At 46.6% G+C, this 19,702-nt stretch carries 19 protein-coding genes; 3 read left to right on the top strand and 16 right to left on the bottom strand.

What is annotated here, in order from left to right; translation table 11 throughout:
- Positions 1-347 precede the first annotated feature (347 nt).
- Positions 348-1,034: a ribulose-phosphate 3-epimerase gene (gene rpe, locus FTU86_RS11980; protein WP_075175405.1), complete on the bottom strand. Its 687-nt coding sequence runs from the start codon at positions 1,032-1,034 to the stop codon at positions 348-350.
- Between the two features lie 178 nt (positions 1,035-1,212).
- Here rpe and FTU86_RS11975 point away from each other — a divergent pair, with 178 nt between their 5' ends.
- On the top strand, positions 1,213-1,497 hold the full coding sequence (locus tag FTU86_RS11975) for a DUF2218 domain-containing protein (protein WP_104472524.1): 285 nt from the start codon (positions 1,213-1,215) through the stop codon (positions 1,495-1,497).
- A gap of 16 nt (positions 1,498-1,513) precedes the next feature.
- On the opposite strand, the gene FTU86_RS11970 is transcribed toward FTU86_RS11975, so the two are convergent.
- The 9 genes from FTU86_RS11970 to FTU86_RS11930 all read right to left on the bottom strand — a co-directional run bounded on the left by FTU86_RS11970 (position 1,514) and on the right by FTU86_RS11930 (position 9,753).
- The gene (locus FTU86_RS11970) at positions 1,514-2,551 is read right to left on the bottom strand and encodes a M48 family metallopeptidase (RefSeq protein WP_180048536.1); all 1,038 of its coding nucleotides are present in this window, start codon (positions 2,549-2,551) and stop codon (positions 1,514-1,516) included.
- Between the two features lie 11 nt (positions 2,552-2,562).
- A complete protein-coding gene (locus FTU86_RS11965; RefSeq protein ID WP_180048535.1) occupies positions 2,563-3,666 on the bottom strand; it encodes a YjgN family protein in 1,104 nt (367 codons plus the stop codon).
- A gap of 119 nt (positions 3,667-3,785) precedes the next feature.
- Positions 3,786-4,622 (bottom strand): S-formylglutathione hydrolase, encoded by an 837-nt coding sequence (fghA, locus tag FTU86_RS11960; RefSeq protein WP_005179891.1) that lies wholly within the window; start codon positions 4,620-4,622, stop codon positions 3,786-3,788.
- A gap of 14 nt (positions 4,623-4,636) precedes the next feature.
- On the bottom strand, positions 4,637-6,043 hold the full coding sequence (locus FTU86_RS11955; RefSeq protein WP_180048534.1) for a C13 family peptidase: 1,407 nt from the start codon (positions 6,041-6,043) through the stop codon (positions 4,637-4,639).
- Between the two features lie 113 nt (positions 6,044-6,156).
- Positions 6,157-6,984: a class I SAM-dependent methyltransferase gene (locus FTU86_RS11950; protein ID WP_180048533.1), complete on the bottom strand. Its 828-nt coding sequence runs from the start codon at positions 6,982-6,984 to the stop codon at positions 6,157-6,159.
- Positions 6,978-7,802, bottom strand: coding sequence for an undecaprenyl-diphosphate phosphatase (locus FTU86_RS11945; protein ID WP_016659491.1), 825 nt, complete (start codon positions 7,800-7,802; stop codon positions 6,978-6,980). Before FTU86_RS11945 ends, FTU86_RS11950 begins: the two co-directional genes overlap by 7 nt.
- 12 nt (positions 7,803-7,814) lie before the next feature.
- On the bottom strand, positions 7,815-8,480 hold the full coding sequence (tsaB, locus tag FTU86_RS11940; RefSeq protein WP_180048532.1) for a tRNA (adenosine(37)-N6)-threonylcarbamoyltransferase complex dimerization subunit type 1 TsaB: 666 nt from the start codon (positions 8,478-8,480) through the stop codon (positions 7,815-7,817).
- A gap of 124 nt (positions 8,481-8,604) precedes the next feature.
- Positions 8,605-9,132: a gamma carbonic anhydrase family protein gene (locus FTU86_RS11935; RefSeq protein WP_163143421.1), complete on the bottom strand. Its 528-nt coding sequence runs from the start codon at positions 9,130-9,132 to the stop codon at positions 8,605-8,607.
- 12 nt (positions 9,133-9,144) lie between these two features.
- Positions 9,145-9,753 carry a CoA pyrophosphatase gene (locus FTU86_RS11930; RefSeq protein WP_005179902.1) on the bottom strand — a complete coding sequence of 203 codons (609 nt, stop codon included), beginning with the start codon at positions 9,751-9,753 and terminating at the stop codon, positions 9,145-9,147.
- A 122-nt stretch (positions 9,754-9,875) separates the two neighbouring features.
- On the opposite strand from FTU86_RS11930, the gene FTU86_RS11925 reads away from it, so the two are divergent.
- Entirely contained in the window at positions 9,876-10,424 is a 549-nt protein-coding gene (locus FTU86_RS11925) for an NUDIX hydrolase (RefSeq protein WP_104470910.1), read from the top strand.
- Positions 10,425-10,494: 70 nt separating this feature from the next.
- Here FTU86_RS11925 and FTU86_RS11920 read toward each other — a convergent pair whose 3' ends face one another.
- The 6 genes from FTU86_RS11920 to FTU86_RS11895 all read right to left on the bottom strand — a co-directional run bounded on the left by FTU86_RS11920 (position 10,495) and on the right by FTU86_RS11895 (position 18,593).
- Positions 10,495-12,429, bottom strand: coding sequence for a flagellar protein FilF (locus FTU86_RS11920; RefSeq protein WP_180048531.1), 1,935 nt, complete (start codon positions 12,427-12,429; stop codon positions 10,495-10,497).
- A gap of 18 nt (positions 12,430-12,447) precedes the next feature.
- Entirely contained in the window at positions 12,448-13,695 is a 1,248-nt protein-coding gene (gene filE, locus FTU86_RS11915) for a putative pilus assembly protein FilE (RefSeq protein ID WP_081410070.1), read from the bottom strand.
- Positions 13,689-15,353: an OmpP1/FadL family transporter gene (locus FTU86_RS11910; RefSeq protein WP_180048530.1), complete on the bottom strand. Its 1,665-nt coding sequence runs from the start codon at positions 15,351-15,353 to the stop codon at positions 13,689-13,691. The genes filE and FTU86_RS11910 overlap by 7 nt, the downstream gene beginning before the upstream one ends.
- Before the next feature lie 12 nt (positions 15,354-15,365).
- On the bottom strand, positions 15,366-16,535 hold the full coding sequence (locus FTU86_RS11905; protein WP_180048529.1) for a hypothetical protein: 1,170 nt from the start codon (positions 16,533-16,535) through the stop codon (positions 15,366-15,368).
- A 48-nt stretch (positions 16,536-16,583) separates the two neighbouring features.
- Positions 16,584-17,417, bottom strand: coding sequence for a C39 family peptidase (locus FTU86_RS11900; protein WP_045795549.1), 834 nt, complete (start codon positions 17,415-17,417; stop codon positions 16,584-16,586).
- A gap of 195 nt (positions 17,418-17,612) precedes the next feature.
- Positions 17,613-18,593, bottom strand: a complete 981-nt coding sequence (locus tag FTU86_RS11895) for a DUF6160 family protein (protein ID WP_180048528.1) — start codon at positions 18,591-18,593, stop codon at positions 17,613-17,615.
- A 249-nt stretch (positions 18,594-18,842) separates the two neighbouring features.
- Here FTU86_RS11895 and FTU86_RS11890 point away from each other — a divergent pair, with 249 nt between their 5' ends.
- The gene (locus FTU86_RS11890; RefSeq protein ID WP_257222148.1) at positions 18,843-19,601 is read left to right on the top strand and encodes a chorismate-binding protein; all 759 of its coding nucleotides are present in this window, start codon (positions 18,843-18,845) and stop codon (positions 19,599-19,601) included.
- Positions 19,602-19,702 lie beyond the last annotated feature (101 nt).

The following is a 19,702-nucleotide window of genomic DNA, read 5'->3' as shown; positions in this document are numbered from 1 at the left end:
CGCCTGTGCAAACCAGCATAGAGAAATTCAAAGTTATACACAATGCTTTAAATTTTAAATTGCTGCTGCCGGGAAGATTTTTTTACATATCAATAAAATAATAAAGTTATTTATTGTGCAGTATAACTCTTAAGCAGAGCTGAATAAAAAAGCAGGAATTTTAGGGCTTTTGCTCAAATAAAAAGGACTCATTTGAGTCCTTTTTATACATTTTACGTCTAATTGGCAAACGATTGATGCACAACTGTTTATAAATTAATCCGGTTATCCATACTGTTATCAACATAGATATCCATAGAGTTAATCACAAAGTTATCCACAGGGTGCCGATAACTTATCCAGTTTTATTAGGTATTCACGGCACCGACTTTGGCCAGTTCGGCACGCATCTCATCAATCACAGCTTTATAATCCGGTTTGCCAAAAATCGCTGAACCAGCCACAAACATATCGGCACCGGCTTCGGCAATTTCACGGATATTGGCCGGGCCAACACCACCATCAACCTCAAGGCGAATATCACGGCCTGAGGCATCAATGATCTGACGCGCCTGACGTAATTTTTCCAGGGTCATAGGAATAAATTTCTGGCCACCAAAGCCCGGGTTCACACTCATCAATAAAATCTGGTCGACTTTATCCAGCACATAATCCAGATAATGCAGCGGCGTTGCCGGGTTAAAAACCAGACCCGCCTTGGCGCCGCCCGATTTGATCAGTTGCAGCGAACGGTCAATATGGTCCGAAGCTTCCGGGTGGAAGGTAATAATATCGGCACCGGCTTCCAAGAAGTCGCCAATCATGCGGTCCACCGGAGAGACCATTAAATGCACATCAATTGGCGCCTGAATCCCATAATTTTTCAGGGCCTTACATACGCCTGCACCAAAGGTGAGGTTGGGTACATAGTGATTGTCCATGACATCAAAGTGGACAACATCAGCACCGGCTTCAAGCACTTTTTCTACCTCTTCCCCTAAACGGGCAAAGTCTGCAGAAAGAATAGAAGGCGCAATTAAATATGGCTTGGACATGGGAGACCCTGGCTAAGTATTTGAGTGACTGCGCCATTATAACAAATTGTCCCCGGCTCTGGGGCGGCAGATGGCCACCTGCGGCAAGATTGCAAATCTACAACGCTGTGTTGCAACACGCGGCTTTGTCTGGGCGCTCTTTTCTCTTAGGCTTAAGGCTTACTGAACAGGATTTTTCATGAAACGTTATAGTCATATTGCCACCACACAAGCGGCCCGTCTGGCCAAACGCCTGGGTAACCACTGGAAACACAAATTTGAAGTACAGGAAACAGCACAGGAACTGCGTATTTTGATGCCAAGCGCGACCATTGTGTTACAGCCACAATCTGATGCGCTCTATACCGAAATTATTGCTTTAGATGAACACACCGACCTGAACCGGCTGGAACAGGTGGTGCTGGATCATCTGCAACGCATGGGACAGGAACAGTTAAGTGCTGACTGGCAGCAGGCCGATTAAACCTACTTAGATCTGCTCATTTTACTTCGGCAGATTGCTTGGCTTCAAAGGCCTTGACTGCTTCAATACGCTCCTGCGTGGCCGGATGGCTTTGCAGAAAATCCCAGACCGACTTACCCTGCTCGCTTTCGCCGCTTTCATCTGCCAGCCGTTGTAACAGGTTGGCATAATGGATGGTTGGCACCTGCTTGTGCTGCATGGTGGTTAAGGCATAATGATCGGCTTCGGCTTCAAAATTACGCGAATAACTGGCACCCACCAAAGCCAGAGGCAGGCTGGTCATTAAATCGGAGCCATCACCGGTAATCGCAATCAGAATTACCCCAAAACCTAAACTGGCCAGCGCCTGTTGCAGACTATGCCGCTCGACCAGATGACCCTGCTCATGTGCCAGCACCCCCAGAATTTCCCGGTCATCCTGTGCCAGCTCAACCAGTTCATCGGTCAGAATAATAGTATTGTTGGGAATCGCCACCGCATTGGCACCCAACCGATTCCCTTCTCGAAACAGCAGTTTCGCCGGCCGGTCTTCTGCCACCAATGCCTGATACTGCTGTAAAATTGCCTGCTGGCGCGCCGCACTTAAACGGCTTGGACCCGTCATCTCCAGCACATAGTGTTCTGCTTCATTGCCGACACTGTTCAGGGTGGTTTCCGGTAACTGATTGGCCACCACATGCGAGGCCCACGGAATGCCCCACTTCACCGTGGCAAAGGCCAACGCCACAATAAAAATGGTGCTAAACAGAATCAGGCTGGGGGTACGCTCCAGCTTCCAGATCGACTGATAAATATTCTTTTGCTGCAGCTGAAACCAGGCCGGTAAAGGCTGCTGAAACTCCAGACGTGCATCATCCTGGAGTTCAATTACCGGCTGGATACGGCCCAATGCGCCTATCAGCAGCATGTCCTGATAACGATAACGGCGCTGCAAGGCAAAGTTTTCACCATACTGAACCCAGATACTGTCCGCATCGGCTGCCAACACCTGAGCAGTATAAGGCTTGGCACTCTGACCATCATAAAACACGGCTTCAACCGTCATCTGTTGCATCAGTGCTTTCCTTATAAAGACACATCAATATCAAAGATATCGCTAATTTCTTCCGCAATCGCGCTTGGATCACCCTGTAACTGGTTCATCAGCAGGTCCGGATCATTGTTTAAATGCAGGCTTAAAGACTCCACCTGATAGCGATATAAACGGATTGCCGCCCACGGCGTCATAAGGCCGAGGGTTAAAATTTTCACCATCCAGTTGCTGAGCACAATCCAGGCATAGCGCCACTGGTTGCAACTGGTCTGAAACTGGCTACGACTGATGGTGGTATTGTTCCAGCTGGTCATAAAAATCCGCGCCAGCATTAATGGCCAGATGAATAAAGCCGCCAGCAAATAGATGCCCATAAAAATCCAGACATACTGCACCGCACTCAGACTGGAAAAATCGGCCAGCAAGGCCAGTACTAGTGCTGCCGCTCCCAACATGCCGATAAACAGAAACAGCGGCACATACATGGCGCGCATATAGGCCGACCAGTCGGCCTGCAATTTAAACTGCAATTGCCCTGCATAAAGATGATCGAGGCAATAACGCTTATACAGCCAGATCAGCACCGGGAAAAATACGCCCAGGGTCAAGATATACACCAGAATCCCTTTTAGAAATTCGATATAGGCTTTCTTGCTAGTGCCGGAAAAGAAAAAGCGGCTGTTACCAAATTTACTGTTACGTGCATTAAAGCGGAGGGTGGCCCGAATCAGCCAGGGTACCGCCAGATACAGGATTAGTACCCCAATCAGGGTGGCGCGTACCGAGTAGTTGGATAACAGCGAAATGGCCAGATACAGGCCAATTGCAATCAGCCGCCCGATTAAAATCTTGCTCGGCACACCGGTAAAGTCAAAACGGCGCTGGATAAATTCAGTATTGCCATAAAAATAGCGCAAGCGGCGTACTTTGGCCCACGGCGCATACAGTCCCAGCGTGACAATAATCAATAGAATATTGACAATCCAGATGCCGAAATATTCCATGGCAGTGCCATAAAAATGAAAAGGGTGGCGCTGTCCAAGCAGCTGCGGTTCAGGTGAATCAACGACAAGCGCTGGCGGCAGCTGGGTCTGTTCCTCTGCGGTAAAAGTCGGATGTATATCTTGGTTTTGCATATCAGGCCTTATAATTATTTTTTAAAATAAAGACACGGTTAAAAATTAAAAAACAAAAAATCACAGACCGCCTTCACCCTGCAACAGGTCAAAAGCGGTGTTCTGCGTGATGGATTATATTAGGATTGTAATTGGACTGCATGAAATTGCAGATGATCATCGATAAAACTTTGAATAAAGTAATAACCATGATCATAGCCGGCATGTTCACGTAAGCTCAGCGGCTGTCCGGCCTGCGCACAAGCGGCCTGGAACAGCGCCGGATTCAACTGGCTATAGAACTGATCCTGCAAGCCCTGATCAATTAAAATATCGGCAAATTGCTTGCCTTTTTGCTGGACCAGTGCGGTGGCATCATGTGCTTGCCAGCCTTGACGATCCTCACCTAAATAGGCACTAAAGGCTTTCTCGCCCCACGGGCATTGGCTTGGCGCACAAATCGGCGCAAAGGCAGAAACTGATTTAAATTTTTCCGGATATTTAAAAGCTAGCGTTAACGCACCATGGCCGCCCATACTGTGGCCAAAAATACCAATGCTGTCGGTTTGCACCGCAAACTGTTCACACACCAGCTTATACAGCTCTTCTGCAACAAACTGTTCCATCTGGTAATGCGCTGCCCAGGGTGCCTGGGTTGCATTAATATAAAAACCTGCCCCCTGCCCGATATCCCAGTGATCGCCCTGCGCCACCTGCTCACCGCGAGGTGAAGTGTCCGGGCTAATCAGAATAAAGCCCAACTGTGCCGCCAGACGCTGGGCATGCGCTTTAATTGCAAAAGTTTCTTCGGTACAGGTTAAACCCGCCAGGTAAAAAAGCGCCGGACAGTCCTGACCGGCCAAGGCTTGTGCCGGCAGAAAAATACCAAAACGGCTTTCCCCGTTTAAGCTGCTGGAATTAAAACGGTAAATTCGCTGTTCGCCATCAAAGCATCGATTGTTCTGTATTAATTCCATCGTCTTATCCTGTTTTAAGGGCTGTCTAAAGTTAAAGGCATTTCATTTGGCTGCGCGACCACGGCTTGTGGGAATAAACGCTGCTCCAGTTGCGGCAACATCAGCTGCATATTCTTACCCATCGACCATTGCGGTTCAGACGGTTCAAAACCTTGTGCCTGCTCCCATTTTGCCACGGTCAGCTTGGCCTGTGCAAAAGCCTCGGCAAAGCTGTTATTTTCACGCATGGCCTGATCAAAGAAGGCTCGGCCAAAATAGGTATAATCAGCTTCGTTGGAACAGCCGAATGAAGCGCGGTCTGCGGCCGATGCGGTAATTACCAAAGTATTGTCATTTTGCAGGGCCGAAACAAAACTGCCCGAATAACAGGCCGAGATCACAATTACGCGCCAGCGAATGCCAGATTTATCCAGCGCATCGCGCAGCCATTTTGGATCAACCTGTTGCAGTTCCAGCGGCGCATTTTCCATTTCAAACTGGTTCGGCAAGCCATGTGAAGTCATGTATAAAAACAGCACATCGCTTTCCGGATTCATCTGCTGGCCTATACGGCGCAGTGCCAGTTCCATACTGGTGCGTGAGGCAATCGGGGTGACATTGCGTGTCATCGGGTTATTCACCAGAATCATCGAGCGGCCAAAAGTGCCAAAGCGGGTATCGAACTGTTCCCGAATCCGCTCGACTTCGGACATAAACACATCCTGATAACTGGCCCCGGCCACGCCCAGAAAATACCAGTGTGATTGCGCAAATTCGCCATACTGAATCTTCTCCAGCGCCTGATTCAGTATCTTGCTTTGTGCATAAAAGGCTTCTTCGCTAAACGTCGGCGGGACCTCTTCCACCTTCCAGATTGGCTGGCTCTTGACCGACATCTGCCACACCACCAGGGTAAACAGCGTGGCCAGAACAATCAGCGCACGTTCCCACCACGGCCATTTCAGCTCACGGGAAAATACCCAGACCACCGCCAGACTCTGCCAGACAAACAGCACCATAAAAATCAGTGGCAGATAGTCATAGAAAACATAAGGCAACACATCAATCATGCCCAGATATTGGATCAGGCTTTGCAATAAGGCGATGTGGGTGTCTAACACCAGCCACAGTAAAGCCGGTACCAGCATGAGGCGTGGATTATTAACGCGCTGGGACAGGAAAATCCCGACAATTAAGGCAAGAAACGGCCATAAGGCATAACTGACCAGACCTTGCGGGTTAAAATCACCGGTTTCACCGGCGCTGAGCCAGCTAAATAAAGTATTGGCCAGACCACCTAAAATGCCCCAGAAAATCAGTTGCAGAATGGAAGGACGGACAATCTGTAAAGATCGGCGCGAACCAAAAAATAACCACATCCCCGCTGTTTGGTTGCTTTTAAAATCATGCCAAAAATTGATGGAGGGTTTAAAGTCGATCATAAGATTGTCGTTAGCAGTGGCTCGCTTTGTGCAGACTTAGTTTATGCCTGATGTCATAATTATCAATGCTCTTTTTTAACTATATAACAAATCTTTGCCCAGTTTTGAAGCGATTACCCGTTTACTTTGGTCGCGTCCTGCCGGAAGTAGGCATCGAAGCGGCAGGCATCTCCCGTCCATTGATGATCCGGTGTTTGCCCGGCCAGATACACCGCCAGACGTGGTCGCTTAACCACCACACGTTTGGCGATTTTTTGCGCCAGCGGTAGCAAGGCATCGCCCAAATCCATTTCACCATGTTCCGGCAATAACAAATGCAGCAGCTGCATCTGCTTTTTGACTTGTGCCTGTTTTTTTACCGCCTGCTGGTTCTGGTCACGCTGTGGAAACATCGGATCCAGATACACCACATCAACAGCCTGCCCTGCTTCTGCCTGCGCTTTTAAGTAATCAGCCGAATCAGAAAAGACCAAGTGGATGCGTGCGGCAACCTTGCTTAAAAACGGGTCCTGTAGGGCGCGCTGGTAGCTGTCTTCCAATAAACTAAACAGAATCGGATGCCGTTCTACCAGCGTTACTTCAGCCCCCAAATGCGCCATCAGCAAACTGTCATGGCCCAGACCTGCAGTTGCATCAATCAGCTGCGGTTTTTCCGCCAGGTTACAGGCACGGGCCAGCATTTCTGACTTTAATGACGCGCGTTTTAAACGCGGAATTTCAGCCTGCCAGTCTGGCTGCATTTTCATGCCCAGCGCACATAGCCACAGGCCATCGGCATCAACGCAGAGCGCCATGTCTGGATGCAGTCTTAAAAAACGTGCATTCAGTTTGTCGATGACATCAATTTGAAGGGTAACCCCACGTGAAGAAAGCACAGCCTGATAGTGCTGTGCTTTCTCAAAAAATGCGGGTTCGGTATAGCAGCGAAGTTCGCTTACCATAAGGTCCAGCCTGTATATGCAAAGAGTAAAATCAGAAGGCCTGACACAATACGATACCAGGCAAAAATCATAAAGTCGCGTTTGGCCACATACGCCACCAGCGCGCGAATTAAGATTAATGCGGAGATAAAGGAAACAATAATCCCGACGCTCAGTACGGTCCAGTCCTGCGTGGTCTGGAAGACATCATAACTTTGATATAAATCCAGCAAGCCTGCGCCAATAATCACCGGAATTCCCAGAAAGAACGAGAATTCTGTCGCCGCTTTACGTGATACGCCCAGGAACATCGCCCCAATAATGGTCGCGCCCGAACGTGAAGTGCCCGGAATTAAAGACAGTACCTGAATCAGACCAATCCAGATCGCATCTTTATAGGTCAGGTCTTCAACTTCCTGTGCCCGTACTTGAGGTGGATGCTTCTCAATCCAGATAATGATCAGACCACCAATAATCAGGCCAATAGCCACGGCGATATCATTAAACAACATCGCTTTCACGGTTTGCCCGAAAGTCAAACCAATCAGAATAATCGGCAGCGAGGCCAGAATCAGGCCAAAGCCCAGACGGCGTCCGGTTTCTTCGCCGGTGAACATGCCGGTGGCTGCGCCCCAAAGCCGGGTCCAGTATTCATAAATCACTGCTGCAATTGCCCCCATTTGAATGGCAATTACAAAAACATCACTTTTTTCTTTGGTCCAGAAGTTCATCAGTTCTGAAGCCAAAATTAAATGGCCGGTACTGGAAATTGGTAAGAATTCTGTGATTCCTTCAACAATTCCCATAATTGCCGCTTTCAGCAGCAGTAAAAAATCCATAGAAAATCCTAGTTATGATTTGCCTTGTTCTGGAATTTTTTTCCAAGCATTATCCCGCAAATACACCGGTAATGCGTATTCCGCACTGACCCATGCTTTACGTTGAGCCAATACGCGTGCAATGGTAGCAATATCTTGCGCCGTTGCACTTAAGTCTTTGTATTGTGTTTGTTCTTGTTGCAATAAGGTTGAACCTGAGCCTACTAATGGGGACTGCGCTACGGCCGCCGCATCACTATAGCCCAATAACTGTTCTTCGCTCACCGGCTGCATAATGCCTTCTGCATCTAACTGGAAACTGGCGATATAGACTTCATTCATCCGCGCATCCAGCACTGCTGTTACCGCGCTTAAACCTGCTAGCCGATAAGCCGCTTGTGCCAGTGCCTGCAAGGTCGATACCGGAATGACCGGCAGATCATGTGACCAGGCCAGTGCCTGTGCCACCGCGGCATTAATCCGCACGCCACTGAACGAGCCCGGGCCACGGCTAAAGGCCACTGCGGTTAAATCGGCAGTGGCCGTTTCGGTCTGAGCAAAACCTTGCTCAATCATCGGGAGAATGGTTTGGGTTTGTGCCTTGGCGCGCTCATCCAACTGAAAAAACAGTTCCTGCGTGTCATTTACAATCGAAACGGAACACTGCTCATTGGCAGTTTCCAATGCCAGTAACTTCATGCACAACCTTAAAATTAAATTTTAAAAACTGGCCGCTATCATACTCCACTCCTAGACACTAGGCGAGAACTTCACCGGCTTTCACACAGAAAAAAAGCCAGTTTCAAACTGGCCTTTAGGTATCTTAAAGTTCGACTTTTTCCAGTTGCTGGAAATGCTTGAAGTGCTCGGCATAATGTAAGGCGCTCAGTTTCAGGCGGGCTGCCCCTGCTTCATCCAGGGTTTTTACAATCTTGCCGGGAGAACCCATCACCACCGAATTATCCGGGATGACTTTGCCTTCCGGAATCAGCGCATTGGCGCCAATAATACAGTTTTTCCCAATCACGGCATGATTCAGCACCACCGCGTTAATACCAATCAGGCTGTTATCGCCGATGGTACAGCCATGCAACATGGCCTGATGACCGATAGTGACATAGTTACCAATCTGCATCTCAATACCCGCATCGGTATGCAGCACCGCATTTTCCTGGACATTACTAAAATCTCCAAGACGAATCAGGCTGTTATCGCCACGCACCACCGCGCCAAACCAGATACTCACCTGCCGGCCCAGCTCGACCTGACCAATGACCGTTGCGGTTTCGGCGACCCAACCATCCCATGGTTGATGTAATGCTTTTGGGGCAATGCCCTGAAATTTATACAACATTAAAATTCCCTATTTAGATGATTTAAATCGAAACGTCGGTGAATTCAGTAAAAATGGCCATTCTTTTTGATAATCCAGCCCATACTGAAATAAAGCCACCAGCATCCGTGCAGTTAATCCCCAGACAATCTCATTTTCAACGCGCATGCTGGGAAAATATAAGGACTGATGGGCATAGCGCACCTCATATGGCACCGGCGGCGCTTCCATCAGATTTTTTAAAGAGGCGAAAAAAATACGGTCAATTTCGGTCGGTTGCGCTGACAGCTGCACCTCGGGTGGAATCAGGCCGACAATGGGTTTGACCAGCATGCCATTACGCGATTTTTGCATTGGCAAATCGCCAATCAGTTCCACATCAAAAGGATTCAGCGCGGTTTCTTCCTGTGCTTCGCGCAGTGCCACCACAATATTACTGGTATCCTGTGGATCGCGCTTGCCGCCCGGGAAAGACACCTCACCGGCATGGCTGTTTAAATAGGCCGAGCGGCGGGTCAGCAGGACTTTCGGCTGAGCTTCATCGGTAATCGCAATCAACACGGCCGCATGCGCCTCACGCATACTTCGCGAGAAGCGTAAGCGCTGTTGCAATTCCTGTGTCAATGAATGCTCTACCATCTTTTATTATCCTGATTGCCTGACTTTCATCATAGCTGAAATTCTGGGCAAAAGGATAGAAATGATGCCAAAGTTCATTTTTTCAGTTATGCTGATCAGCAACTTTATCGTTGATGCTGAATATGAACTTTTGCGGAACGTGTGGACATAAAACAACGGAAAAAATTCCTTTAGGCGATCATCAGTTACGCCGTGTTTGCAGCCATTGTGGCAGTATTCATTATGTGAATCCGAAAGTGATTTGCGGGGCTTTGGTGCTGTGGGAAGATCAGGTGTTATTATGCCGCCGTGCCATTGAACCGCGTTATGGACTCTGGACCCTGCCGGCGGGTTATATGGAACTGTTTGAAACCATGGAACAAGGCGCGGCACGTGAAACCCGTGAAGAAGCAGAAGCGGAAATCGAGATTGAGCAGCTGTACTGCATGTACAACATTCCACGGATTGGCCAGATTTATGTGCTGTTTAAAGCGCAGCTGATTGAAGGTCAATTTGGGGCGGGTGAAGAAACTATTGAATCGCGTCTGTTTAGCGAAGATGAAATTCCATGGGCAGAACTAGCCTTCCCAAGCGTGGAACATACCTTAAGACATTATTTTGAAGACCGCAAAAACCAGCATTTCCCGACTCATCTGGAAACCTTGGGTACGCGTTTGGATCATACTGGTTAACAATAAATATCCCCGCCAAGAAAAAGCCCATCCGTAGATGGGCTTTTGTATTTTAATGAATATATTGCTGTTACTGGATACGCACCTGTTCCGGGTTATAACAGTCCGCCACTTCGATGCTCACGGTTCCACCGGTGAGTTTAGCCAGTTCTTTATCGGCATCCGTAGCATTGTTGCTATCCTGATTGGTAAAAGTCTTGAGCTGCAAGGTATACAGGTTACTCCATGACACGGTATTGTTGCCGGAGAAGTCACTCAGGCTAATCCGGGTCGAGGTATGATTGACCAGATTACCCATATTCAGCCGCGCACCACCTACCACCATGGCCTGCTCGCCCTGGGTATTGTCAACCCGGGTATTCAGACCAATTACGGCACCATTCAGCTGGTTAAAGACCGGATTGGCCAGAATCATCCGCAGGGTAATCGCCTGCGCCTGATTGCTCAGATCGGTTGCTCCCAGCACACCAATACGATATTGCGTGACATTATTACTATCCACAATCTCTGGCGTGCTGCTATCTGTAGCGACTGCGCAGGTCCCCGACAGATCGGTTGCGGTCGGATTTGGGCCAATATCGGTACGGATATTGCCCTGCTCATCCAGCACAATCCCGAGCTTAATTGCTGGCGCGGCATTATTGGCAAAATTGAAATTCAGAGTGGCATATAACGGGAAAATATAACGCTCACCCAAGGCCACATTTTTCGCCGAAGTAAAAATCCGGTTATCCAGGAAATTCACCTGAAAATATTTATAGATATCCAGTGAGCCCTTAAACTGATCCGTGCCAATAGTCTGGGTCCAGCGGCCATATTCTTCCGGCTTTCCTGTCGGGAACTTGGTCAGGGTTTTATAAATGCCTTCGGTGCCGGCAATCATATAATCGTTATACAGTTTCCCCTGGGTCACGGTAAAATCTTCAGTCCGGTTACTGTTGATGCTAAAACGATAAGGCCCCTGGATCGTTTCATTCAGTGGATTAATCCAGTTATTTTGTGCCGCTGCGGTCATCAGTTCCGGACGGACACGTTTCAAGAAATCGGCCGTAATGGTCAATAACGGGTTTTCATTACTGGTCGACATGGTTCCACGCCACTGCATGCCATAACCGAAAGTATAACCCGAGCGATCGGTCATCAACTGGAACTGGCCAATCAGGTGTCTTAAGGTATTCGAGTTCTGTTTGCAATCATCCTGATTACAGCCATATAAACCTTGTGGTAAGGTCGAACCCTCCACAGCCAGTACCGGATAATTGGCCTGATAAGAGGCAGAGTTGGTCATATAGACCAGGGTTTTCAGTGCGTCAAAGGCCTGCGCATCACTGACGGTGCTTAAATTGACCCAAGGACTTAACTTGCTGACATAGGCACCGGAACGGTAATCCTCCAGCGTCACCGAACCCAAAATATCATCCAGCTGTTCTTTTTTTAGCGCAGAAATATAAAGTGGCTGCACATCACCGGCAATGGTCGGCCGTTCTTGGTTCTTGGAACTTTCAATTGATAAAGCCTGTAAAATACGTGTAATTGCCTGTGCCACTTGAACAGTTGAATCCGATAGGGTCAGTTCGGTTGCCGCCTGCCCGGTTAAGCCACGGGCAATATCCAGCAGGGTTAAACGCGGCAAGCTGGCACTAACCGAATTGGCCAGACCAATATCAGCCAGACTTACTGTCCCCAGATTAATTGATTTTTCTGTTTTTTCCTGAATAAAGAAATGGACTTTATCACCGGCACTACATTTACCGGTGGCGGCATTGGTGGTTGGCGCAATCCGGGTAATATAGGTTTTGCTTGGATCACTGCTACAGGTAAAATTCAGGCCATGCACCGGATAATCCAGGGCGAATTCCACACAGTTTTGCCCGCTGACACAACTGCCATTAATTTCCTTCACAATATTCGGCTCTGGAATGACATTGGCACTTTCACCACCACAGCCACTGAGTGCCATCATCAAAGCGGTACTGCTCAAGGCTAAAATATTTGATTTCTTCATCCTGATGTCTCATGTTTTTTATTGATCTAAGGCAATAATTTTCAATTGGCCCTGATTACTTAACTGGCGGTTTTCCATATCGATTGCCGATGCCAGCGGGGTTAAAAGAAGATAACGGGTTTGAGCCGGCAATTGAATCACCCCTTCCACCTGCTCATGTTGCAATAAGGTGGATTGAGTATCCTGGCTCTTGTAGCCGCCTGCACCTTCAATCACACAGCCTTGCGCATCCAGAAAAACGGCAAAAGGCCAGTAAAATGTAGGTTGCCGGGTTTTAGAAGCGTATGAATTCACCTGAAGATGGCGTAAATCTCCCTCCAGCTTCACCACCTCATAATCAAATTCATCTGTTAATGGTGCACGTGGCCAGAGATTGACATCTTTCTGTACGGCCAGGGTCTTGGCATGTTTAATTTTTTTATTGTTAAAACAGGACTGGCCTAAACTGCTGATGGCATCGGCCTGTGCAATACGATAATAAGTCGATGACAGCACCATTGGCTTGACACTTTCTGGCTGGCGTTTCTTGAACAGGCGATCCAGCACCGATTGCCCAACTCCTTTTTCACGTTCTACCACCTGCACCCGGGTCGCACCACCGCCCAATTTACTGTCGACTACGCCTTCCGGCATCATATAAAAACGCTTTTTCCCCTCCAGGTTAAATTCACTGTGTTCCAGGTATTCATTATTGACGTACTGCTCCCCTTCCATTTCGGTAAAACCGGAAGATGAAGTACGGTCTGGTTGATCAGCTTGCACAGTCTTCAATACTTCCTGAGATTCAGTTTGCGGGATGACAGATGTAATCGTTGGAGATGATGAAGCTGATACCGGTTTTGTGGTTGCCGATACAACTGGTGTGACGACAGGCTGTTCCACAACTGCTGTATCTGGTGTTTTTTGTGGGATACTTTCTGTGAGTTTTACCGTAGTGACTGGTTGAGTCGGTACAGTACTAACTGTGGGTACGACTGCAACAGCAGGAGCTCTGACAGGTTCAGAAACGGGAATTTGCGCTTGCGGCTGCGCCGGATTCAAAGCAGACGATGCTCTACTTTGTGCCTGCGTTTTGTTTACCGGCACAGCTTCTTTTTTCGCGGCCGGCCGGGTTTCGGCCTTACGCTGTACCACCATCGGCCGGCCATCCGGGCCAATAATGGTATAAAACTCATTGGCATAACTTACACTGGCCGAGCCCAAAGACAGCGCCCAGAGTGAAGACAGGCAAATCAAGCCAGATAAACGCTTTGTCACTTTTACCATCGTGTTCTATAGCTCAGACCTAAAATTGTAATGTTGCTAGTGGTTTTGACATTCAGTCCCGCATACGGGTTGAGTAATAAGTTATTCACCCCTTCTTTGTTGGCTAGGCTACTGGTATTGGCTGGAATTTTGTCCCGGCTTTGCAGAAAGCCGATCGATAAATCCAGGTCAGTATCGGCATCAAAACGATAGCCCACACCTAAACCAAACAGACGTGCATTATTAATGGGTACCATGGTATTACGCTTGTCATCTGGAATCGCACTGGTTCGTGGTTCATAACCGGCACGCAGTTTTAAACGGTCAGTAGCAGAATATTCAATCCCGATGCCCCAGCTCCATGGTGACTGGAAGCCCATCGGCAAGGCCAGCGAGCTGTCAGAGACATGTTCAGACAATAATTTGGCAATTTTTAAGGCAGAAATCTGGCGGTCAAATTCAAACTTGAACTTGTCCCAAGCAGCATAATCGGTCCAGCCGACATCAAAGTTCACCTGTAAATCTGGCATCACCTTGTATTTAATCCCGGCCTGGAAATGCGCTGGATATTCAAAATCCATCGCCACCAGCCCTGACTCACTGGCCGGAATATAGTTCGGGAAGCCTAGAATTGCCGCCAGAATTTGCCCGGTTGGGGAAGACATCAAGCCTTTAATCAGCTCACTCGGCGCCTTGGCATTATCAATATGATATTTACCTTTGAGTCGCATTTTGGCTGAACTTTGATAGACCATACCAAAGCTGAAATCTTCACGTGGTTCCCATAACACCCCGAGGTTATAGCTTGGGCTCAGACTTTGCTCGACGGCCAGATCCATTTGTCCAAAACGACCAAACGGATTCATGCCTTCCTGTGCGTTACAAATCCCCAACAACAGAATATCGGTAATAATATCGGAGTTTTCTTTAAACGGGGTACAGACGACTTCATCAATCATCCGCAGCATCCCGATCAGGTCATTCGGGAAACGCAAGTCGGTATTCATGGCAATGGCCTGGTAGGACATTCCCACCGATGCCCCGACCGATAGCTCATCATTGACCTGATAGGCAATTGACGGTGACAGATAGGTAATCCGTTCCAGTGCCACCTGCTGCCCCATGAAGTTACCTGGGTTGCCATCTTCAGCACCAAAACCGGCAATTAACGGCGCATACATCGCAGTAGCAAAGGTGGTTTTAGACCCCGGCGGATTGTAGGCAATCCCTGCTGTTGGTGCGGCCAGTGGCATGCCTTCACCCAGATCAACAAACTTTTTCAGTACCGGCACATACAGCGATGCATATTCCACATCACCCGATACTTCACCTTTAAAGTCGGTACAAAAGTCAGCCAGAATTTCCGGTCCATCATGACAGACCAGTGGATCATCGGAATAACCAAATACGTTATAGTCGGCTGGCGCAGAAAACTCACGCTGTACATCAAAGTGCGCCAGCACCCCTTGTACATCGGTTTGCAAGCCTTCAATTTTAGTTAAGGCTGCCGGGTTAAAATGAATGGCACTAATGCCCGGTGGATCTGCCGTGACCGCGTTGCCCATGGTCAAGGAACGGATATCGACAGACAGGTTTTGTCCCAATTGTGCAAAAGCAGCACTCGAACAGCCCGATAAGATCAGCGCAGACACTAACGGGCGAAGTCGAATTATTTTCATACGACCAGCCTCTTAGCGAAGTTTCTTACCAAAGCCCAGAATATCGAGTGGGAAAGACAGACCTAAAGACACATCCGGTGCATCTTCTGTCAAACCAATACCAACAGTACCATTGACAATCGTTTCAGGAGAAACGCGCACCCCTAAAGAAATGGCCAGGGTAGAACTGGTCTGATCGGCCGGAGAATAGCTTTCGCTGGTGTGATAGAGGAATTCAGCGCCAGTATTAAAACTCTGCTGATACGACATGGTCATTGAAACATCGTAGTTAAAGGAATAGGCAAAACCAAAGGCGAAACCACCACTAATGCCCGGCTCAAATTCCTCAATAATACGTGGGCCACGAACCTGGTTTAAGCCCGACTCTTTAAAACCATAATTGGCGGAGACCGAAGCGAATAACACCACTGGGTCGATATATTTACGCGTACTGGCTCCAATCCCTGCAGAATAATAGCCCTTACCGGTCGCAAGTTCGGTGGTGCTATTAATTTCATACGGGCTATCACCGGTTTTGGTCGAAAGATTTCCGAATAAAATTAGTGGCAAACGGCCTGCTTTTAAAGGGAAAGGCTCCCAGCGTGCGCCTAAAGAAATATCCCCTAAGCCAGCGGTATTCGCATCTTTTAATTGATCGGTCTTGGCCACCAAAGGTAAAGAGGCAGTTAAGGTCAGGTTATCCAATAATCCATATTGAACGGTGAAGGTGTTGGTCAACGCATGCGATGCATTTTCCTGAACACGCAACTGATAGATTTGGCCTTGCGCCATTTCCATATCTATTTGCGTATCACGATAATAGGTATAATCAATATCGTAATAAGATGAGATATTGCCTTTTTTGATTAAGGAATATTGGCGTTCATTGGAGGTAAAGACTTCTTCCAGATTGGCTTCTTTGGTAGCATCCCCTTCCTGCTGCTGTAACGCAGTTGATGCAGCCTGCTCAGCACTCGGTGCAGTCGCTGTTGCTGTTTCAATATTGGCCTCAGCAACTGCTTCAGTGCTAACTTCTTCAGGGCTTGAGTTTTCTGCTGGAGCTGTGGCTTCTGACGCAAGCTGCTGCTCTTCTACTGTTTCATATTGTCCTAATTGTGGCTCTTCTGCAGCATAAGCAGCTGCTCCCCAGACCATTTGGATACTGATAGCCAATACGGTTTTATTCATCCATTTAGATTTCATCTTCTTCCCTTCCAATTTTTAATTTTTTTTCGTTTTTAAAGTAAATATTTATTTACTTTTATAATAGAGTCTTAAAAAGTTGTACTGATGTTCGCCGAAATTCTCTGACTCAGGATTCATGTTTCGTTCTAAACGAATGGTCGAGGCTTTATCAGCAATTTTGTCCATATAGAATTGCGGATATTGAATATTGACAAAGGCATGATGGTTAACAGTGGCATCTTCAACATGGCGCATATCACTGTCCTGTAAAGCCAGGAAGTCTTTACGATATTCAGGCGCCACATTAATCAGGAACAAGGTATTGTTTTCCCACACCTCTTTAAAACGCTGCTCATCAAAACTGATATTCCCCAGTGCCGGGTCGGCCACATAGACCCGGCCATCCTTATAGGCCTTATACACCACAAAATGCTTAAAACCAGCATAGGAAATCGGCACAATTGCGGGCTGGCCCTGCTTGACCAGATCTGAAAATTCCCCACGATAGCCGCCACTTTCCATGCCCAATGCAGCAACAAAACGTTTCATATCCAGCAAAGAGAAACTGCGCCGTTCAATAATGCGCTCATACTCCCCATAACGTAGCAAACCACTCATGGTCTGCTGCTCTGTCAATCGGGTTCCGACATAACCATTTAACAACGTGGTTAAAGCGGCCGATCCACAGCTATAGTCATACGCCTGACGTACAATGCCCCGGAATTGATCTTGTAAAGCAGGTTGAATACGTACAGGCTCACGATGCATACGGGTAAAAGAAGAATTGCGGGAATCCAGTGTTTCCGTATAGCGTACGGTTTCCGGATGTTGTTCCTTTAAGTCGAAGGCTTGTGTGGCAGCGTAATACATCAATGCCGAGCCTAATGCGATCTCTAACATAATTTTTTACTTTTCAAGTTCCAGGCAGCTCTGCCAGTTCATTTTTTATTTTTAGAGTAAGAACTCTACTTCCATGTATTTAGCAAGATACCTTTTTTTTAGAAAAAAAACAGTATTTTTTTATCTTTTTGCCAACTTTTACAGTTTTTTTGTAAAAAAAAGCGCGTGAAAACACGCGCTTTTTCAAGATAGAACTTAGTGACCACGAATGGTAATTACAGCACCTTGATCCGACATTGTAGGGCCATAATAGGTTTGCATTCCTTGAATTTCAACATCACCAATAGATGCAGCAGTTTTACTACCTAAATGAACACCTTTAATATAATGGTCTTTGGCACCGCCATGACTCACGATTTGAATATATCCTTTCTCATCCGGATTAGTGAGACTTGCACCATACACACTAATATCTTGCTTAATACTTAGGTCCTTAGCATTTGCATCGGCAATTTTAATACTTTCAATAAAGATCTCACCTGCTGCACGCTCAGTATTTGCCGTTGAGTTATCCAGAATACCCAAATTATTAATTTCAAGACCACCAAGCATCGTAGTATTCAGTTTAATCATCGCCCCTTGTGGCGCAGCACCTAACTGGATATTGGCTGACATTGGGCCAGTTTTAAGCGTTAAGCCTGAGAGAATCGCATTATAGTTCGCATCTACACCACCACGGCGAAGTTCTGAGGTTGTACTTGCTTCACCTTGTTTGCCTGAAGCCGTTACACCAATCTCACCAATATAAATATCTAAGCCAGATACATCAGCTGCAATATTAATGAATGCAGAATTACCACCACCAGTACCAGCATCTGAGTCAATTTTCAAATCTGCTAAATTGTGACTCGCGATAGTTCGTGACTCATCAACCTCTGGGCTTGCAGGATTTGTAAGATCAAGTGGGGCTGTAATCACCACACCTTTTGTAGCGGTAAGTCCAGTACCATTCCCTTGAATAACAATCGCACCAGCATTATCAATGGTACCATTTAAACCATCATTATCATGGATAAAGAGCTTTTCAATTTCAATTTTTGAAATACCGATACCAATCGATAAACCATCTTGACCTGTGGTTGCGCTAAGTGCTGAATCATCCATTGCCTGCATTGCAAATGCATTTGCACTTAATGCCATTGAAGATACTAAAGCTAGTTTAGTAAATGTTTTCATATTTACTCTCCCAAGAGTATTATTTTTTTGATTGTTACCACTCTTGTGCAGCGGGTTGATTATTTGTTTTTAGCAACCTGCTACGTATTTCCTTGAGCGGCTGGATAGCACTAACAAAGTTATCCCCCTGTCAAATTTTGTTCAACTGCTATTGATCATATTTTTCAGCTTGCCGATAAACGGTCATAAGCATTTTCTTGGCGCAGAATCAGGTAAAATAGATATTTATTGTTGATTTTCTCCAAATTTATGGCCACCTCATCTTTCTACAAACAAGTACTTTGTGAATCCTCCTATACCCCAGCAGAAATTTTAAAGGCGCTGGGTTCACTCTCACATCTTGTTTATTTAGAAAATAATGGCCAACCGATTATTGGCTTATCGGCAAAACATTACTACCTTATTCAACAAAATAAATGGCAGTATTTTAAGCAACACAGTTTTAATCATTATCTTGAAGAAACAGCAGCGCCTTCTTTAGATGAATTTTTGCAGGCAACTGTTTGTATTGGCGACAGTTATTTTAAAGGTGGACTGATCGGTTTTATCAGCTACGATTATGCCGCCCAACAGCACATTCATACTCAAAGCAAAGCTCAACCGTGTTTATTTCTAGGACAATTTCACAGTTTTCTAACTCTGGAAAATGGGCACTGGTATTTCACCAGCGATGAGCAGCAAGCCGAATTTTTATTGACTTATATTCAAAATTTGTTGGCTCAAAAACAGGAGAATTCATTTAAATTAACTCAGGCCTGTACCGCACGCTGGAATAAAACTGAATATCAACAGGCCTTTAATCAAGTCCAGGATTATATTGTTGCAGGTGATTGTTATCAGATTAATTTAACCCAGGAATTTAAAGGTTCTGCGGAAGGATTATTATTAGATACCGCTACAGATTTTTGGGCGCTAACCCATGCTCCTTATGCCGGTTATTTAAAAATAAATGACTTTGAATTACTTAGCTGTTCACCTGAATTCTCTGTACACGACAAAAATAGATAACTCATTGAAATAATGTCACAATAATTGTTTTCTAACGACGAATACTATGACACATCTCAATGAGTTATATCTTATCTTAAACAAATCTCTAAAATGGAACA

The organism is Acinetobacter sp. YH12155, assembly GCF_013418255.1.
In the GTDB taxonomy this organism is placed as follows: domain Bacteria; phylum Pseudomonadota; class Gammaproteobacteria; order Pseudomonadales; family Moraxellaceae; genus Acinetobacter; species Acinetobacter indicus.
The sequence above is the reverse complement of the archived record's forward strand: the minus strand, read 5'-3'. Positions and strand labels throughout refer to the sequence as shown.

Excerpts from the sequence above, each read along its gene's own strand:
- tsaB (WP_180048532.1), bottom strand. The coding sequence starts at position 8,480 with ATGAAGTTACTGGCATTGGAAACTGCCAATGAGCAGTGTTCCGTTTCG.
- FTU86_RS11905 (WP_180048529.1), bottom strand. The coding sequence starts at position 16,535 with ATGAAATCTAAATGGATGAATAAAACCGTATTGGCTATCAGTATCCAA.
- FTU86_RS11975 (WP_104472524.1), top strand. The coding sequence starts at position 1,213 with ATGAAACGTTATAGTCATATTGCCACCACACAAGCGGCCCGTCTGGCC.
- FTU86_RS11965 (WP_180048535.1), bottom strand. The coding sequence starts at position 3,666 with ATGCAAAACCAAGATATACATCCGACTTTTACCGCAGAGGAACAGACC.
- FTU86_RS11955 (WP_180048534.1), bottom strand. The coding sequence starts at position 6,043 with ATGATCGACTTTAAACCCTCCATCAATTTTTGGCATGATTTTAAAAGC.
- FTU86_RS11920 (WP_180048531.1), bottom strand. The coding sequence starts at position 12,429 with ATGAAGAAATCAAATATTTTAGCCTTGAGCAGTACCGCTTTGATGATG.
- FTU86_RS11900 (WP_045795549.1), bottom strand. The coding sequence starts at position 17,417 with ATGTTAGAGATCGCATTAGGCTCGGCATTGATGTATTACGCTGCCACA.
- FTU86_RS11930 (WP_005179902.1), bottom strand. The coding sequence starts at position 9,753 with ATGGTAGAGCATTCATTGACACAGGAATTGCAACAGCGCTTACGCTTC.
- FTU86_RS11970 (WP_180048536.1), bottom strand. The coding sequence starts at position 2,551 with ATGCAACAGATGACGGTTGAAGCCGTGTTTTATGATGGTCAGAGTGCC.
- FTU86_RS11895 (WP_180048528.1), bottom strand. The coding sequence starts at position 18,593 with ATGAAAACATTTACTAAACTAGCTTTAGTATCTTCAATGGCATTAAGT.
- FTU86_RS11950 (WP_180048533.1), bottom strand. The coding sequence starts at position 6,984 with ATGGTAAGCGAACTTCGCTGCTATACCGAACCCGCATTTTTTGAGAAA.
- FTU86_RS11910 (WP_180048530.1), bottom strand. The coding sequence starts at position 15,353 with ATGAAAATAATTCGACTTCGCCCGTTAGTGTCTGCGCTGATCTTATCG.
- rpe (WP_075175405.1), bottom strand. The coding sequence starts at position 1,034 with ATGTCCAAGCCATATTTAATTGCGCCTTCTATTCTTTCTGCAGACTTT.
- FTU86_RS11925 (WP_104470910.1), top strand. The coding sequence starts at position 9,876 with ATGAACTTTTGCGGAACGTGTGGACATAAAACAACGGAAAAAATTCCT.
- FTU86_RS11945 (WP_016659491.1), bottom strand. The coding sequence starts at position 7,802 with ATGGATTTTTTACTGCTGCTGAAAGCGGCAATTATGGGAATTGTTGAA.
- FTU86_RS11890 (WP_257222148.1), top strand. The coding sequence starts at position 18,843 with ATGGCCACCTCATCTTTCTACAAACAAGTACTTTGTGAATCCTCCTAT.
- filE (WP_081410070.1), bottom strand. The coding sequence starts at position 13,695 with ATGGTAAAAGTGACAAAGCGTTTATCTGGCTTGATTTGCCTGTCTTCA.
- fghA (WP_005179891.1), bottom strand. The coding sequence starts at position 4,622 with ATGGAATTAATACAGAACAATCGATGCTTTGATGGCGAACAGCGAATT.